The sequence below is a fragment of the Undibacterium sp. Di27W genome (assembly GCF_049340345.1).
Taxonomy (GTDB): domain Bacteria; phylum Pseudomonadota; class Gammaproteobacteria; order Burkholderiales; family Burkholderiaceae_D; genus Undibacterium.
On record NZ_JBMPOS010000001.1, the window covers coordinates 825888 to 842134 of the forward strand.

Here is a 16247-nt window from a genome sequence, read left to right on the forward strand (position 1 = left end):
ATATGTCTGGTCTGTTTGGCGGCGGCGGCCAGGTGCAAAGCTCTACCCCTGTAATCTCGTCGATGCAGATACAGACCTCCTGCTATGGCCGACCAGTTCCCTGGGTATTTGGTCAGCAGCGTGTTGCACCCAACCTGATACATTATGATGACTTTACCTCTATCCCTCACACGCATAGTCAAAGTGGTGGTAAGGGTGGTGGCGGTAACGACACCACCGACTATTCCTACACAGTGGCGCTGCTGCTGGCGCTGGGGTCTGGTGAGATCAGCAGTATCGGTCGCACCTGGAAGGATAAAAAGCAATCCACTCTGGCCGACCTGAAGCTGGATTTTTACAACGGGTCTGCCAGCCAGGCTGCTTACCCGTATTTTGTGACCAAGCACCCAGAAAAGGCGCTGCCATATCGCGGCCTGGCTTACGTCGCATCGGGCGCGTATGACCTCGGTACATCGGCCACATTGGGCAATCACACGTTTGAGGTGCAGGCAACCGGCAGCATCAGCTCCAAGTTTCAAGGCAGCGAGGTACATGATGCCGACATCGTGGACGTCATCACGGCCATCCTGACAGACAGAAACCAGGGCATAGGCTTGCCCGTTGAATCAGTAGGCGACCTGGAGCAGTTCAGGACCTACTGTCTGGCAAATAGCCTGTGGGTCAGCCCTGCATACAATGAGCAGCGCGGAGCGTTTGACTATATCCGCAACCTGCTGACAATCGGTTTTGCTGATGCCGTGTATTCTGGTGGCGTCTTCAAGATCGTGCCGTACTCAGATGTCCCGGCAACCAGTACGCTTGCCACTTATGACCCGGTGCTGACACCCCTGGAGCTGACAGAGGATGACTTCCTGACTGGTGGCGGCGAGATTATCAAGATCAGCCAGAAACCCAGCGATGAAGCCTATAACAAGGTGCAGGTCAAGTTCGCCGACCGTGCCAACGATTATAACGACAACATCGCAACGGCCAGCGATGATGCGGACATCGAGCTGCACGGCCTGCGGGCCAAGGACGTGGTCGAGCTGCATGAGATTGCTGATGCTGCCGTTGCTCAAAAGGTGGCCGACTTCATCCTGGCCCGGTCGCTGTATGTCTTAAATACCTATGAATTCCGGCTGTCCTGGAAGCATGCCCGCATCGAGCCGATGGACGTGCTGCTGCTGAGCTACGTGCCTAAGTACCTGGATCAGACCCCGGTGCTGGTGGTAGAGGTCAACGAAAGCGAAGATGGCGTGTTAAGCATCCTCGCTGAAGATTACCCGATGGGGGCGAATCGCAGCAGCACCAAGCCAGTACCAGGAACAGGCAGCACTAACATTAATTATGCAGTGCAGCCAGGCGATGCCAATGCGCCGGTGATGTTTGAGCCACCGGCACGACTGACCAACAACACCCCGCAGATATGGCTTGCCACTTCAGGCGGGCAGAACTGGGGCGGCTGCGTGGTCTGGGCTTCGACCGACGACACCACCTATCAGAAAATAGGCAGCGTTAAGGGTAGCGCCGTGCATGGCGTTTTATCTGCTGCTCTGGGTGTTGGGGTCGCCCACGACGCAGTAAACGCGTTGAGCGTCGATTTAAGCGTATCCAAGGGGGTTTTGAAGCATGGGACCAGTCAAGCAGCTCAAGACTTGCTGACTGCTTGTTACGTGGACGGTGAATACATCGCCTACAGCAACGAAACATTAACCGGCGCGAATGCCTACCGCTTGAACGGGCTGGAGCGTGGCGCGTATGGCGTTGATATCGCTGCCCATGCATCCGGGGGCAAGTTTGTATTTCTTGATGCTAGCGTCTTTAAGTACAACTACCCCAGGGAATGGTCAGGTAAAACCATCTGGATCAAACTGGCAAGTTATAACCAGTTCGGCAACAGCGTACAGGACCTGTCGAAAGTTACGGCTTACCAGCATACCATCAATGGTGCGCCGGTTAGCCTGGCCACGACCCTGCGTACCTCGCCTCTGGTATTTGGTATCCGGGTAGATTGGACATTACCACCAGGTAGTGCCGATTACCTGCAAACGACTGAGCTTTGGTACAGCGCAAGCCAAAGCAGAGCGAATGCAACGCTGTTGGTGAGTCTGGCCAGCCCGCAAGCCAGTCATACGCTGATCGGCCTCAAGGCTGGCCAGATACTGTATTTCTGGATACGCTTCAAAGACAAACAAGGCAACATCGGTAATTTCTACCCGACTGGTAACGGTGTGATGGGCCAGTCCAGCATCGATGCTGAACAGATACTCGACTACCTGGCCGGGCAGATCGGCAAGACGCAGTTAGCGATAGACCTGCTTACACCGATAGAAAAGATCAAGCAGATTGATCTGCTGCAGAAACAGGTTTTCGACATACAAAGCACGGTGTTTGAAATCCCTGCAGGCGCGGACTTAAAGGAGATGATTGCTCATCAAGCCGACCTGGCCAGCAAGAGTGATGCGCTAGCGGCGACTCAGCTTATTGCCTTGGCCACCGCCGACCAGTCACTGTCAGCAGCCCGGACGCAGCTCATATCGCGCTTGGCTGAAAACAAGGCCAGCATCGTCGATCTACAGGTTTCCCTGGTGGATAAGACCAAGGCTCTATCTAAAGATATAACCACGGTGCAAAGCGAATTTGCCGGTAACCTGTCGCTGGTCCAGTCAGCACAGAATACGCTGACGAACAAGACAAATGCCATGGCCACCAAGATCGATACGGTGGAAGCAACGGTCGGCCAGAACAGCGCGGCCATACAAACCGAGGCGACAGCAAGGGCATCTGCTGATGCTGCCCAGGCACAGAGCGTCACAACGATGCAGGCGTCGGTGAATAACAGTCTGGCGATTATTCAGACTGCGCAAACTGTGCAAGCGACTGCCTCCTCGGCATTAGCAACGCGCATCGATACACTGCAAGCATCTGTCGGGGCAAATAGCGCGCTTATACAGAATGAGCAGACTGCAAGGGTCAATGGCGAGGCCAGCATCGCGCAAAGTATCACAACCCTGCAGACATCGTTCGGCGCTGCCAATGCTGCAATACAGTCGGAAGCGCAAGCGAGGTCTGATGCGGTCGGGGCAATATCCCGACGCATCGATACCATAGAGGCCACGGCAAACGGTGCTTCGTCATCTGTGCAGACTGTCAGCACTGCTGTATCAACGATGAGCGGCAGCTTGTCTGCTATGCATACGATCAAGACGCAAGTAACTGCAAGCGGTCGTACATACCTGGCAGGGATAGGCGTGGGAGTGAGTAACGAGACAGGGATCGTAGAATCGCAGATATTGCTATCGGCGAATCGTGTGGCAATCATAGATGACTCGTCAGGCACACTGACAACGCCATTCGTAGTGCAGGGCGGGCAGACTTTCATCAAAGATACCTTCATCAAAGAAGGAACGATCACGCGAGCGCATATCACAAAACTGACTGTGACCTCCGCAGAAATCGCTGATTTGACGGTAGGTGAAAACAAGATCACCGGCAACTCTATTACAGAGGCTGACGACTTCATGTCTGGCGCTTCTGATGGAACCAGTTTTGTAGTAACGGCCACGTCGAAAGTGATGATAATCGCTTCGTACATGGCTAACTATATTGGTGAGGGATCGAGAGGGCATTTTAGTTTTGGTGTGCGCGGGCAGTTCGTCACAGACGTGGCTGTTTCTTTCTACACATCAGGCGGGGCATCGACGGTCAGTATTTCCGGTACGCTGTCTGCTGGTACTTATCAACTCCAGGTGTCGGCTGGGCAGTTGACTGATGCGCAAATTTTAAGGTGTTTTATTTTGAAGGTAAAAAAATGACAGAAAACGGCGAGGTGTCTTTTTATGACCAGACCGGGCGCATCACGATGACTGGAGCGCTTTCGCCTGCGACATTGGCGCACTATGATTCGATAGGGGCGAGCTATGTGGCAGGTATCCACGATACAAACCTATGTTTTGTCCAGGGCGGGGCGGTGGTGGCTCGGCCAGCATCGCCAGTGATTCTTGTGGGCTTCGAGCTGGTGGACGTGCATGTCGGCTCATTGGTCTGTATCAACAAGAGCAAGTATGTGGCCGAGTCCGATACGGTGCATTTAAGCCTGACTTATCCCGGCGACTATGATGTCACCGTACTGGATTTTCCGTATCAAGATGCTGTGTTCAAGGTAACGAAGACATGATTATTCAGCACACAGAAGACTACAAGATACTGCGCAAAACAGAGTATCCACCTGTCGAGCAGTTGGGTGATGCGCTGTACTGGCAAAGCCGTGGCGAAAATTCAAAAATGGAGGCATATCTCGCAGCATGCGAAGCAGTAAAGCAGAAGTACCCAAAGCCATACTAAAGCACCACACAACCCGCAAAGCCGCTCATAGCGGCTTTTTTTACGTCCATTGAAAAGGAACACATCATGATTTATGCAGGCATCCAGCATGACGCTACAGACCAGACTACCGGCGCACCAGCAGCTTTTCATGTGGTCGGCACATATACCGTCGATCTGCGCAGCAAGCTGACCATCGCTGTCATCCTGGCCTTCTTTAACCAGGATACCTATACCGCAAAGAAAAATCCCCTATTTCAGACAACTGCCACGATCAAGGCAGTACCGCCCCGCGAGATGGACCCTGTAAGCTGGATTTATGAGCACCTAGTGCAGACCGCCGAGGGTGACGCTAATAGCAACAACATCTTTGCCAATGCCGTCCTGATCGATGCCGAGGTATAGGCATGAGCTGGTACAAAACGGGCTTAGTCGCTCTAACAAACGGTAGCAACATCGTCGCCGGCACGGGAACCGACTTTATCAGTAATGTGCGGTCCGGCAGCATCTTCGCCGGGCCAGATGGGAAGTTTTACGAAGTCTCAGCGGTAACCAGTTCGTTATCGTTGACGCTCGCAATGCCATATTCCGGTGCATCTGCGGTGCTCGCTGCATACGCTATCGTACCAACTCAGGGCTACATTGCCGATCTGGCCAAGTCTGCCACTGACCTGCTAAATACCTTCGGTGCATTCCGCGATGCTTACGTGTCCGGGGCGCTGAATGGCAAAGGGCTGGAGTTAAAAGGCATTCTGGCCGGGCCTGGGAACCTGCCAGCAAATCCGGCCAGTGGCGATGCTTACCTGGTTGGGTCCAGCATTTATGTCTGGAGCGGCACGGCCTGGACCTACTCGTCGATCAGGGGCGCAACTGGCGACAAGGGAGACAAGGGCGACACGGGCAGCATTACGCCTGAGCTGCAGGCTTTGCGCGACTCTGCCCAGGCAGCGTCGCAAACGGCTGCGCAAACGGCAAATACCCTGAGCGCGGCTTTAAGTGCGTTTTCTAAGGTGTTCTTGGGTAACCGCCCAAATGACCCGACCACAGACGCGCAGGGCGGTGCATTGCTGGAAGGTGCGGAATACTTCAATACCACCACCCATAAGCTGCGGCTCTATAGTAATGGTGGCTGGGATAACGTTGACGGTGCAGTGCAACAGGCGACTGGCAATGCCGCGCTGAGTGCCACAAATGCGGCGGCAAGTGCCACCAATGCAGCTAGGTCAGAATCGGCAGCGCATGACTCTGAGCAGATCGCCACTGCTAAGGCGGCATCGATCAGCAACACCTTGACCGCAGTCACCGGGCAAAAGGATATCGCAGTCGCCAAAGCCACCGAGGCGCAAGGCTATGCTGGTGCGGCTGCTGCAAGTGCCTTGCTGGCCCAGCAGGCGGCGCAAGCAGTCGTCACCGGCAACGTCATCACCTCGGTAAATGGCAAAGTCGGCGCTGTCGTTATTAAAACCACAGACCTGGCCGATTACGTCGACCCGGTAGGTATTTCTATCGTCTTTGGGAGTTAAGTATGAGTTTTGCAGAAAAGGTTCTGATCGTCGGGACGGTGGACACAGATATTTATATCTGCCCGGCTACGTTCTCAGGGTCGGTGCATGGCCTGGTGTTTTCTAATATCACCGGCGCTGATGCCACGGTATCGCTGAAGCACTACTCGCAGGCCAGCGGACAAACGACGGTGTTTGCCAATGCCCTAAAGATTGCGGCCAATATGCCCCTGGCTTGGCCCAAACCGATTAATGTGGTTGCCGGTGACAAGCTGATCTGCGCGGCCAGCGCGGCGAATGCCATCACGGTACTGACATCTGTTTATCTGGGCAGCTCGGCCCCGCCTGCTGCGGGCCTGACCCCTCGCGGCACGTATACCGACCAGGCCAGCTATGCACTCAATGATGTGGTGACGCTGGCTGGCACGTCCTATATCAACGTGTCGCCCTGCAGCGGTGTTTCGCCTCCAGGTGGTAACTGGATGGTGCTGGCCTTAAAGGGTGATACCGGCGCACAGGGCCTGCAAGGTATCCAAGGTATCAAAGGCGATAAAGGTGATACAGGGGCGCAAGGTATTCAGGGTCTGGTCGGGCCATCGGTCGCCGTGTTCGATGAGGGCAATGGCCTGACGGTCGGCGCTACATCGCTGAATTTTGTAGGCTCTGGTGTGGTTGCGACTGCAAACGGCAATGCAATCACAGTCACTATTCAGGCTGCAACGGCTGCAGGCTTGGGGTTGGGTAGCGTTGAGAATAAATCTGTGGCTCAGATTCTGGCTAATGCGCAGCTCACTGGTGTGACCAATGCTGTCAACATCGTCGAGGCCAAGGTCGGTATGGCTGCGGGCAATAACATCGATATGGCGACCGCCACACTGTTTTCAAAAACAATCACCGGCGCTGCAACCTTGACCGTCTCGAATATTCCTGCCGCCGGGCTGGGTAGCTTCCTGCTCGATGTCACCAACGGCGGCTCGGCCACCATCACCTGGTGGGCTAATATCAAGTGGGCGGGCGGCACAGCTCCAGCGCTGACGGCTGCAGGGCGCGACATGCTGGGCTTTCTGACTTTTGACGCTGGCGCGACTTGGACCGGCCTGGTGTTAGGGAAGAACATCAAATGATTAAAAATATTATCTTCGCGGCGGGCGGTAACTCTGCAGCGCCACCGGGCCAGGTGGTCTTTACCAATCCTGGCACGACCAATTACACGACAGCATGGGTCTGTCCTGATGGAGTTTATTCGGTTTGTGCGGTCACGGTCGGCAGTGGTGGCACAGCATCTGGCAGTAATGCTGGTGGTGGTGGCGGTGGGTTGGGCTGGAAAAATGATATCGCTGTCACGCCTGGTGTTTCGTACACAGTCGTGGTCGGCGGTGTATCTGGCGACTCTTCTTTCAACGCCGTTTGCATTGGTCGTGGAGGTGTAAGCAGCGGCGCTGGTGGTGCAGGTGGCGGCTTTGTTGGAACCGGTGGCGGCAATGGTGGTAACGGTGCGGCATCAGGCTTTCAAAATCGCGGCGGCGGTGCTGGTGGTGCTGGTGGATATACCGGCGATGGTGGTTCATCTGCCGGATGGGCCTCGGCTGTCAATCCAGGTGCTGGCGGTGGTGGTGGTGCTGGAAACTGGAATGGTAATGCCAATGGCTTTGGTGGCGGTGGTGGTGGCGTCGGGTTGCTCGGTAAGGGCAGCGATGGTGTTGCCGGGTCTGCTTTCGGGTTCGGCGGTGGTGGTGGCGGTGGCAGTGGTGGCGCATCCGGCAACGGAACTGTGGGAGGTGCTTACGGCGGTGGGGCTACGGTTTCAGGCCAGCCCGGCCTGGGCGCTGTCAGGTTGATATGGGGCGAGGGTCGATCCTATCCCTACGCTGCAGCCGATGTTTAACAGGGGTAGAAAATGCAATTTATAGAAAAGACGACAAAAGAATATCCATTGACATATAGCGAGCTGGTGCGACGGTTCCCTGGGCTGAGCTGGCCGAATGATCCGGCCTGCGCTGACCTGGGAGCTGCAAACGTCGAGCCAGTCAATTACTCCAGTCAGCCCATTTATGATCCAGGCACACAAAAGCTGGTTGAGCTTCAGCCAGTCAAAACGGACGGCCATTACCAGCAGCAATGGAGCGTCGTCCTGCTCGCCGGTGATGAGCTGCTCGCGGCACAGGCGCTTGTCAGAGCGGCGCGGAAAGTACAGCGCAAGCTGCTGCTCGATGCCATCACTGTGACGGTGGGCGACAAGGTCTTCGATGGTGATGAGCTGAGTCAGGATCGCATGACACGCGCCATTGTCGGCATGCAGATATCAGGCATTCATTCGATTGTCTGGACGCTGGCCAATAACGAACTGGTACAGGTAACACTGCAAGAACTGTCTTCAGCATTAATTCTCTCTGGCCAGCGTCAAACAGAAATCTGGGCTGTTTCTTGATAACTGTTTAACGCTGGTCTGAGTCAACACAACCCGCCTATTTGGCGGGTTTTTATTTAGGGGTAGTGATGTCAGACCAAGATTTACAACGACTGGCGGAAAAGCAAGCGATGAAGGAAGCGCTTCAAGAGTGGCTCGACAAGCAATTGGCCGAGTTTGGTTGGTGGACCCTTAAAGGTTTGGCTGCTGCAGGTTTGGTGGCCTTGATTGCCCTGATTCTCATGAGCCAGGGTTGGCATAAATAAGAAAGGATGAACGATGGAAAAGATTAAAGCGTTTTTTATGAGTAAGCGCACTTATGGTATTTGGCTGTTTTCTGCCCTGGTACTGGCCTGGCTTTTTTGGACTGATCCCGATAAAGGTCAATCTACAAAAGACATGCTGTTAAACCTCGTTAGTGTCGGCCTGGCCTTCACGGCTGCGCATATTGTGCGTAAGTTTTACCTCGACTACATCAAGCTGCAGGACCACGTCGACGAAGCCAAGAAGGGCAACATCGGTTCTGGCCTGGTGGTGCTGGGGACCATCATTTTTACCTGCGTGGCTGCGCTGATCTTCAGCACCAGGGCGCACGCTGCGGACGTGCATACATACGTGCCGGTCGGGGCTAAGCAGTATTGTCCCATGCTCATGCAGGAAAAGGACAAGCTGTGGCCAGACCACCCAGACCCGGCAGCGCTGTGCAGCCTGGTAGAGCAAGAGAGCTGCATCAGTCTCACGCACCCTACCTGCTGGGATCCGAAGTCGCGCCTGAAAACAAATCGAGAGGAGGGCGCTGGCTTCGGCCAGATCACCAGGGCATACAAAGCGGACGGCAAAATCCGCTTTGATGCCCTGCAGGCGGCTAAACAGCTTGATCCAAGCCTGAATGAGTGGACCTGGTCAAATGTCTATGATCGCCCGGACTTGCAACTGCGGGCGATTGCTGCCATGAACCACGACTGCTTCAAGCGTCTGTCCAGGATCGTGACAGATCCCGCAGAAGTCCTGCGCATGTGTGACGCTGCTTATAACGGCGGCTACGAAGGCATGCAGCAAGAGCGCCGGGCGTGCGGCCAGCGTGCCGGGTGCGACCCGCAAAAGTGGGTGGCGAACGTGGCAAACGTCTGCCTGAAGTCCAAGACCAAATGGAAGGGTTACGGCGCGTCTGCCTGTGACATCAATCGCGGCCACGTCGATTTTGTGTTTAACGTGCGCCATGACAAGTACCTGCCATTTGTGAGGCCGACATGATGTTCTATGCCCGCCTGATCGCTATTGCTGCGCTGCTGGCCGGGCTGTGGGCTGGGGTCGGTTACATCCATCACAAGGGCGTCACTGAGGGTAAAGCAGAAGTGCAGCAAAAATGGGATGCCGATAAGCTGGCCAGGTCTCAGGCTGAGACAGCTGCCACCTTGTCGCGTGTCAAAAATAACGAGCGCATCGCAGAACAGCAGTCGCTCGATAACGAAAAAATCAAGAAAGGTCATGATGATGAAATCGCTGCTATCAGGGTTGCTAACGCTAACCCTGTTCGGCTGCGCATCTCCGACAGTATCTGTCGTGGATTTGCCAGCGCCACCAAAGCCCAAAGCGCCGGAAGCGGCGATGCAGCCCTTGCCGGAACCCTTGCACTTCCAGAAGCGCTTGAAAGAAATCTTCAAGACTTGATCCAGGAAGCCGACACCGTCGTGGCTTCCTGCAGGGCGGCTCAGTCATTCATCCGTAATAACGGCATGGATAAATAGCCGACAAGGCTAGTGCAGACGTCTGCACAAACCATAAGAACAGAGCGCCGGTATAAGTTGCGCAAACAACCTATACCGGCCTCAATCCACTGCATGCACAGTGAACCGAGCAAGGCTCTGCCACCTCGCGAGGCGGGCGAAGTCTAGCACAATCAATAAGGTTTACTCAATGGCAATGCCCATAATTCCCTGGATCGGCGGTAAACGTCGCTTAGCCGACAAGCTGATCCCTAATTTTCCTCCCCATAGCTGCTATGTTGAAGTGTTTGCAGGCGGGGCGGCTTTGTACTTCATGCGGCAACCGGCTGAAGTCGAAGTCATCAACGACATAAACGGCGAGCTGGTCAACCTGTATCGCGTCGTAAAGAATCACCTGGAAGAGTTCGTGCGGCAATTCAAGTACGCGCTTTCAAGCCGGGACGTATTCAAATGGCTGCAAGAGACACCCCCGCAAACCTTGACTGATATACAGCGTGCGGCGCGGTTCTTTTACCTGCAGCAGCATGCCTTCGGTGGCAAGGTGGACGGCCAGAGCTGGGGAACAGCCACCACAGCCCCGCCTATCAATCTGCTGCGCATCGAGGAAAACCTCTCTGCAGCGCACTTGCGCCTGGCTTCGGCTTTCATTGAAAACATGGACTGGCACAAGCTCATGCTGCGCTATGACCGGCCACACACTTTCTTTTACCTGGACCCGCCATATTGGGAAACGGAAGGCTACGGTGTGGATTTTGGCATCGAGCAATATGAGCTGATGGCCGACGCGCTCAAGAAGTTAAAAGGCAAGGCCATCATCAGCTTAAACGATCACCCGGATATCCGGAGAATTTTTGCGGGCTTTGAGATAGATACAGTGCCGATAAAATACAGCGTAGGCGGTGGTGGCAAGACTGTTGATAGAATGGAGGTAATTATTTATTCATGGGACCGGGCAAGCGATCCAGTCGGCTTATTTTAAGCGAATGAAAAACAGGCCAGTGCGGCCTGTTTTTTTGATGCAATGAATAAAATTATTTTTCTTCAGACATATAGTCGCCAAATGTTCTTACGCCAATTATTTCATCGGTTTGAATGTAATGATGATACGACCCGTTCGTAACAATTGTGATTGTAGCGTCGGCATTTTCTTGCAATGTTCCTTCAATCTCGGTCCCATTTTTCAGATAAATATTGACGTCCCTATCTTTAAAGTTGGGTTTATCATTTATGGCATCTAAAATTGCTTGTATTTGGCTGTTCATTGTTAATCCTAGAATAATTGATAGTTGTTGGTCTGACGCTAGTCTTCCCAGATTGTCGTTACTCCGCGATTTACCCATATGCGTTTTGTATCATTTTCTGCGCTGAGTTCCTGGACCCATTCGCCGGTAACAGCATTTTTGCCAAACTTGCCGGAAGTGTAGTAATTGATTCCCTTGTATAAAATCGAAATTGCTTGGTCGTTATGAAAATCTACTTCTGCGGTTTGATGGCCGATACTCCTTCCGTTTAAATCAAATGCTGGGGCGGTTATATGTTGCATCGTTTGGTTCCTTTCGTTTGAGACCGAATCGTCGGTTGGCGTTAAACAGTGTTGTGCTGTCTATGTGTTAATAATAGTCTCAAATTGAGACTATTGCAAGCAGGTAAAGAAAATTTATTTTTCTTGTGTCCACGGCGCAAGACCATTTGCTATGGCTGCGCAGGCCAGTCCAATATGAAATGGGATTTTACTGCCAGCAACATACCTGGCGTATGTAGCCCTGCTGACTCCCAGGGCCTCTGAGGCGCTGTCATACGTATATAGCAATGATGCTTGCCAGGCGACTAAGTCTTCAGTCTTCATCGTTCCCTCCTAATAGTCCCATAGCATCATCTCGCAGCAGGCGATTAATGATCGCGTCATCGCATGCCTTTCTTAGCGTTTCTGGTTCTGGTTTGGGATCAAGCCAAACAAAATCGGACATGGCCACGCCATGAGTCTGGCATACATATAGCTCTTTGAATCCATCCGGCATCAAGCCAACAGCGCTCACCAGTTGTGCCTCCATGTCGTGGCCCGTCGCGGTGTGCCGGTCTTCTCGCACCCTGCAGATAAATCGTGGGTAGCGGGTATGTGTCAAGTATTCGTCCTGGTCGAAGCCATCCTCGCTCTCGCCAGACGTGGCTTCGCCCCAAATGAACGGGGGGAGTTTATTAAATGCTGAGTTTTTTGATGACATGATAAATGGCCCCTTTCGGGGCCAGGCGGTTAGTTGATGATCAGGAAGGATAGTGATGGCTGGGTAACGTTAAATCCGGCCTCTTTGAGTTTTGCTTTGGCGACCAAGGTTAGCGCGGCGCTGTAATCGCGGTGCAGGTTTTCGTTGAATTGAAGGTTCCCATCTTCAACGCGCACCGTCCAGCCCATCGGCGCAACACCTGGAGTCCATTGAGCCAGTTCTTGAACATCTGGGATTGCATTCAGAATTTGTTGTTTGGTAATCATTGCGTGTCTTTCGTTTAAGACCGAATCGTCGGTTGGCGTTAAACAGCTTCGTGCTGTTTATGTGTTAATAATAGTCTCAAATTGAGACTATTGCAAGCGCGATTAACTATTTTTTTTAGACAAACTAGCGAATTTGAATAATACTGATTGAATATACAGTAAAAGAGCGGCATTGTATGAACGTCACAATATCGAAAATGCGCTGCATGGGCGTGGCCCAAGGCAGGGAAACAATAGAAAAAAACTTCAAATATGGAATTCTTTCGTTGGGGGAGGCGCCTAGAGATGAGACCCGATATCGGACATTGCGCTTGGCTTGCTTTAAGTTTGGTTCAATTCTGCAATGGAGTGAGTATCTGTATGAACCACAGTTGGTCTGGATTAAGGGGGATAGACTAATGCTCAGCGGTTCTGAGCGTGTGCAGTCTGGTGAATATTACATAGAATTTTCACAGTCCTGGATGATTAAATTGCATGATAAACAATTAGATATATTCATACCTAAATCGCTAGGCGGTCTGCCAGATCCGCCTTAACCATTTGTCAGCCATGGTAGTTAATTTGATTTGTCAAAATGCCACTGCATGGGAATTTTAATGTCATGGCAGTCATTGCATACAAAATTGCCGACTCCAGTGATAAAGGTTATTTCTCGATTCAATTCAACAATTTTCATCGTTGAAAGTCCGCCGACTGCGTGCTCTAAGGCGCTGGCCATTTTTACATCTTTGAGGTTGTAATTAATCTCTGCTTGTCCAATGGTTGCCGGAATTACCATCGTTCCAGTTGTGCCATTAATTTCAATCTTCGCAACCACATTGGGTGCAATTGTTTCGGAAATCAACACGTCTTTGTGACTGCATCCAAAAAGCGAGATGGTTGCAGCGATAAACAGGAATTTATGAATTTTCATTTTCACTCTCTTTGCATGTTGATTGTAGTTTTATCTATATGTTTCTTATGGGAACCATTGGCTATAATCTAACATTTTTTATTTGGAAGTGCCTACTTAGTGTGATGTCGGGATGCTAAAAAGAGACAATAAAATACTTGCACATATTAACCTATTAGGTTAATATGTGTGCATGGAAAAGAACACACCTCACTGCAAATTACACATCGTCAAAGCACTGATCGCTGACGGCAAAATACGTGCTACCGTTAGTGCAGTGGCTGGCGCTGATGCACTTGGTCTTAATTTGAATGGCATGATTGCGGTAATCAACGCATTGACATCGAAAGATTTCTACAAAAGCATGACAACACACAGCGATCATAAAATTTGGCAAGATGTGTATCGTCCGAAAACATCAGTAGGTAGTGTGTACCTGAAACTGACAGTGGTAGATGATGTTCTGGTAGTGAGTTTTAAGGAGCTATGATAATGAAATGTCCAATTTGCGGGGGTGACAACCTGGAGCACGATACCCGTGACATACCCCATGTCTACAAAAATGAACAAACGGTGATAAAGGCAATCACCGGCGATTTTTGCTCTGATTGTGGCGAGGTGATATTAGCAGGCGATGATTTGGTGCGCTTTGGTGCAGAGGTATCCAATTTTTCAAAGTTCGTCAACGCTCGAATAGTTGATCCTGGCTTTATCGTTGCTGTACGTAAGAAATTTTCCCTGAATCAGCATCAGGCAGGCGAGATATTCGGTGGTGGCGTGAATGCATTTTCTCGCTACGAGAGCGGAAAAGCATTGCCACCAGTTGCGCTGGTAAAGCTGCTGAAGCTGCTGGACCATCATCCAGACCTGTTTGAAGAAATCAAGGCTTAGAGGCTGTATTAATAATTTACTTGCCAGGGAAATGTAATGGAAAGCAATAGCATCGTATCGAAGCAAAGGATTGAGCTATTTTTTATTGCAGTGCTTTGTGTGTTTGCGATTATGGCAGGGCCTTTATCTTTTTCTTCGTCACTCCGGCCAAGCGCTGAAAGGCTCGAATTTTGGTTCCAGCGGAGTGGTGCGATAACCTCGATTTTCGCTGCTTTCGCACAGTTCCGGCTGGGTAATTTTTTAGACTCGATACGCGGTGGAACGTTTGCAGAGTCGTGGTGGCTCTACCGCATGTTTGTAAATCACCACTACGCTTTGTCATGGGTTGCTGCCGTTGTCACGATTTGGGGTGCTTTTGTTTGGGGTTACGGTGACTTGTTTATTAAATGCTTTGTGCAGTGACGAGTCCGCCTTCTTCGCCAGCAGTAAATGCGCCGGTTCGACGATTGATACTCAGTAGCCGTGGCCTACCGCCTTTGGCAAGAAGCAGCAGATCAATGTTATTTTTACCTGCGTTGTCGCCAACCGGGGACACCGAGCGGTGATATACGACGATACGTTCAAATGTATCTTGTACAAGTTTACGGGCTTGCATTCGTGCATCGTAGTTTTGAGCCAGGCATTTTTCTATAAGACTTCCCCAGGCTTCCGCTAGCTCTGGTATTTTTTTGTTGTTGGTTTTTCGCAACTCAACTTCAAGTCTGCTTTGTTCTGCCTTGGCCTTGACGATGCTTGTCTCCAGTTCGCGTGCCTTTCGTACAAACACTAGCGGTGTGGCTCCATTTTCGGCTGCAAGCAGGGCATCAGTGACGCGCTCAAGCTGGCGCTCCTGTTCGGTTATATCATTTGTTACTTCAATGAGCTCGGCCCTAATCCCTGTCAAGTACGAATCATTTTGCATCAAAGATGTCAAATTAAGCTGATCAGAACAGTAAGCAAAAATTGCTTTTTCTACTGGCACAACGCTGCAACTGCCTGCAACCAGACAGTCGCTTGTGTTATTGGTTCCGCAGCAGTACAGCCGTCTATGTCCATCGTTTAACGTCCCGTCTGGTTTTTTTGCGCGTGTCATTATGTTTTGCCCTACAACTGCAGACCCACAGTAGCCGCAATAAGATATTCCCAAACCAGTGATAATTCCTGGTATTTCACCTTTCCCTTTGTTTTTCACTCGCTTGTTATTCATGGCGGTCAGCTCAGCAAATTCTTGCTCAGTTAATAAAGGGGGGTAATAGTTATGCAGATTATATTCTTCGCCGTCAATTTCCAGTGTTTTTATACCAAGTAAAGTCTTTCTTTTTAGCATTTTATAGAAGGAGGTTACGCTGGACTTGTTCTCGAAAATGCGCAATTTTTGGTTATGGACCTCTTGAGTAATTTTTACACCGCCATAGCCACGTATGTACATTTCAATCGAAAGTTTTACCGCTTGAGCCTGTTTCTCGACTAGATCAAATGAACTGCCATTCCATTTAACCCATGACGGGTCATGGCCGTTACGAATGATCCCTCGATAGGTTCCAGCCTGCCACTGTTCGCATAGCCTGCGTATAGACGCCTTGACGCGCTTGCTTTTGGTGTCAGATTCCTCATGCGCCCTGATCATGACTAGGAGGCTATATACCAGATCCATAGGCTGAGCTTTGAGGCTGGCCCGATTGTATTCGCGCCCATCACTTGCTGTTACCACGGTTATGCCAGCATTAATAATCTGCGCGAGCTGAGCCTGTGCCTGGATGGGTTCTGCCCTGGATAATCGGTCAAGCCCTTCGACGATCAATACTGATCCAGGCGTAATACGTCCTTCACTAATGGCAAGCAAGAATGCGCCAAGTGCGCCCTGGGTCACATGGCGTTGATGATAGGCAGATAGACCCTCATCCCGCATGCTCAAAGTCTCGTCAAGTTGCAAGCCTCGCTCTTCTGCCCATTTCTGTGTATAGGCTAATTGGCGCTCAATACTTGATCCTGTTGATTGTCTTGGGTCGGAAAACCGTAAGTAGCTGTATACTCTGATGTTTTGCATATATGCGGTACA

22 protein-coding genes are annotated in these 16247 nt (G+C 51.5%); 16 read left to right on the forward strand and 6 right to left on the reverse strand.

The genetic code is table 11. The annotated features are described in order from the left end of the window. The first annotated feature begins 2 nt into the window (after nt 1-2). The 12 genes from ACO0LF_RS03740 to ACO0LF_RS03795 all read left to right on the forward strand — a co-directional run bounded on the left by ACO0LF_RS03740 (nt 3) and on the right by ACO0LF_RS03795 (nt 10917). Nucleotides 3-3794: a phage tail tip fiber protein gene (locus ACO0LF_RS03740; protein ID WP_423012015.1), complete on the forward strand. Its 3792-nt coding sequence runs from the start codon at nt 3-5 to the stop codon at nt 3792-3794. Continuing rightward, a complete protein-coding gene (locus ACO0LF_RS03745) occupies nt 3791-4156 on the forward strand; it encodes a hypothetical protein (protein WP_423012017.1) in 366 nt (121 codons plus the stop codon). Before ACO0LF_RS03740 ends, ACO0LF_RS03745 begins: the two co-directional genes overlap by 4 nt. Beyond that, nucleotides 4153-4323, forward strand: coding sequence for a hypothetical protein (locus ACO0LF_RS03750; RefSeq protein ID WP_423012019.1), 171 nt, complete (start codon nt 4153-4155; stop codon nt 4321-4323). The genes ACO0LF_RS03745 and ACO0LF_RS03750 overlap by 4 nt, the downstream gene beginning before the upstream one ends. A 66-nt stretch (nt 4324-4389) precedes the next feature. After that, the gene (locus ACO0LF_RS03755; protein ID WP_423012021.1) at nt 4390-4707 is read left to right on the forward strand and encodes a hypothetical protein; all 318 of its coding nucleotides are present in this window, start codon (nt 4390-4392) and stop codon (nt 4705-4707) included. Nucleotides 4708-4709: 2 nt separating this feature from the next. Then, entirely contained in the window at nt 4710-5825 is a 1116-nt protein-coding gene (locus ACO0LF_RS03760; protein ID WP_423012023.1) for a hypothetical protein, read from the forward strand. Nucleotides 5826-5863: 38 nt separating this feature from the next. Then, complete coding sequence (locus tag ACO0LF_RS03765) at nt 5864-6928, forward strand: hypothetical protein (protein WP_423012024.1); 1065 nt, start codon at nt 5864-5866, stop codon at nt 6926-6928. Next, nucleotides 6925-7689, forward strand: a complete 765-nt coding sequence (locus tag ACO0LF_RS03770) for a hypothetical protein (protein ID WP_423012026.1) — start codon at nt 6925-6927, stop codon at nt 7687-7689. The genes ACO0LF_RS03765 and ACO0LF_RS03770 overlap by 4 nt, the downstream gene beginning before the upstream one ends. Before the next feature lie 12 nt (nt 7690-7701). Beyond that, the gene (locus ACO0LF_RS03775) at nt 7702-8232 is read left to right on the forward strand and encodes a DUF4376 domain-containing protein (protein ID WP_423012027.1); all 531 of its coding nucleotides are present in this window, start codon (nt 7702-7704) and stop codon (nt 8230-8232) included. Between the two features lie 68 nt (nt 8233-8300). Continuing rightward, complete coding sequence (locus ACO0LF_RS03780; RefSeq protein WP_423012029.1) at nt 8301-8477, forward strand: hypothetical protein; 177 nt, start codon at nt 8301-8303, stop codon at nt 8475-8477. Nucleotides 8478-8490: 13 nt separating this feature from the next. Beyond that, nucleotides 8491-9465 carry a hypothetical protein gene (locus ACO0LF_RS03785; RefSeq protein WP_423012031.1) on the forward strand — a complete coding sequence of 325 codons (975 nt, stop codon included), beginning with the start codon at nt 8491-8493 and terminating at the stop codon, nt 9463-9465. Further along, the gene (locus ACO0LF_RS03790; RefSeq protein WP_423012033.1) at nt 9462-9959 is read left to right on the forward strand and encodes a hypothetical protein; all 498 of its coding nucleotides are present in this window, start codon (nt 9462-9464) and stop codon (nt 9957-9959) included. Before ACO0LF_RS03785 ends, ACO0LF_RS03790 begins: the two co-directional genes overlap by 4 nt. A gap of 169 nt (nt 9960-10128) precedes the next feature. Beyond that, nucleotides 10129-10917 (forward strand): DNA adenine methylase, encoded by a 789-nt coding sequence (locus tag ACO0LF_RS03795; protein ID WP_423012035.1) that lies wholly within the window; start codon nt 10129-10131, stop codon nt 10915-10917. A gap of 52 nt (nt 10918-10969) precedes the next feature. Here ACO0LF_RS03795 and ACO0LF_RS03800 read toward each other — a convergent pair whose 3' ends face one another. The 4 genes from ACO0LF_RS03800 to ACO0LF_RS03815 all read right to left on the reverse strand — a co-directional run bounded on the left by ACO0LF_RS03800 (nt 10970) and on the right by ACO0LF_RS03815 (nt 12426). Further along, nucleotides 10970-11200, reverse strand: a complete 231-nt coding sequence (locus ACO0LF_RS03800; RefSeq protein ID WP_423012037.1) for a DUF6897 domain-containing protein — start codon at nt 11198-11200, stop codon at nt 10970-10972. A gap of 38 nt (nt 11201-11238) precedes the next feature. After that, on the reverse strand, nt 11239-11481 hold the full coding sequence (locus ACO0LF_RS03805; RefSeq protein WP_423012039.1) for a hypothetical protein: 243 nt from the start codon (nt 11479-11481) through the stop codon (nt 11239-11241). A 292-nt stretch (nt 11482-11773) separates the two neighbouring features. After that, nucleotides 11774-12160, reverse strand: coding sequence for a hypothetical protein (locus tag ACO0LF_RS03810; protein ID WP_423012041.1), 387 nt, complete (start codon nt 12158-12160; stop codon nt 11774-11776). A 29-nt stretch (nt 12161-12189) separates the two neighbouring features. Further along, complete coding sequence (locus ACO0LF_RS03815) at nt 12190-12426, reverse strand: hypothetical protein (RefSeq protein ID WP_423012043.1); 237 nt, start codon at nt 12424-12426, stop codon at nt 12190-12192. Nucleotides 12427-12602: 176 nt separating this feature from the next. Between ACO0LF_RS03815 and ACO0LF_RS03820 the strand changes: the two genes are divergently transcribed. Continuing rightward, nucleotides 12603-12962, forward strand: a complete 360-nt coding sequence (locus ACO0LF_RS03820; protein WP_423012045.1) for a hypothetical protein — start codon at nt 12603-12605, stop codon at nt 12960-12962. Nucleotides 12963-12982: 20 nt separating this feature from the next. On the opposite strand, the gene ACO0LF_RS03825 is transcribed toward ACO0LF_RS03820, so the two are convergent. Further along, nucleotides 12983-13339, reverse strand: a complete 357-nt coding sequence (locus ACO0LF_RS03825) for a hypothetical protein (RefSeq protein ID WP_423012047.1) — start codon at nt 13337-13339, stop codon at nt 12983-12985. A 172-nt stretch (nt 13340-13511) separates the two neighbouring features. Between ACO0LF_RS03825 and ACO0LF_RS03830 the strand changes: the two genes are divergently transcribed. The 3 genes from ACO0LF_RS03830 to ACO0LF_RS03840 are packed head-to-tail and all read left to right on the forward strand — an operon-like array spanning nt 13512 to nt 14611. Beyond that, a complete protein-coding gene (locus ACO0LF_RS03830) occupies nt 13512-13808 on the forward strand; it encodes a type II toxin-antitoxin system MqsR family toxin (RefSeq protein WP_423012049.1) in 297 nt (98 codons plus the stop codon). A 2-nt stretch (nt 13809-13810) separates the two neighbouring features. After that, nucleotides 13811-14209, forward strand: coding sequence for a type II TA system antitoxin MqsA family protein (locus tag ACO0LF_RS03835; protein ID WP_423012051.1), 399 nt, complete (start codon nt 13811-13813; stop codon nt 14207-14209). A 36-nt stretch (nt 14210-14245) separates the two neighbouring features. Then, a complete protein-coding gene (locus ACO0LF_RS03840) occupies nt 14246-14611 on the forward strand; it encodes a hypothetical protein (protein ID WP_423012053.1) in 366 nt (121 codons plus the stop codon). Here the strand turns inward: ACO0LF_RS03840 and ACO0LF_RS03845 are convergent. Continuing rightward, nucleotides 14592-16235 (reverse strand): recombinase family protein, encoded by a 1644-nt coding sequence (locus ACO0LF_RS03845; RefSeq protein ID WP_423012055.1) that lies wholly within the window; start codon nt 16233-16235, stop codon nt 14592-14594. The two genes, ACO0LF_RS03840 and ACO0LF_RS03845, sit on opposite strands and share 20 nt — an antisense overlap. Nucleotides 16236-16247 lie beyond the last annotated feature (12 nt).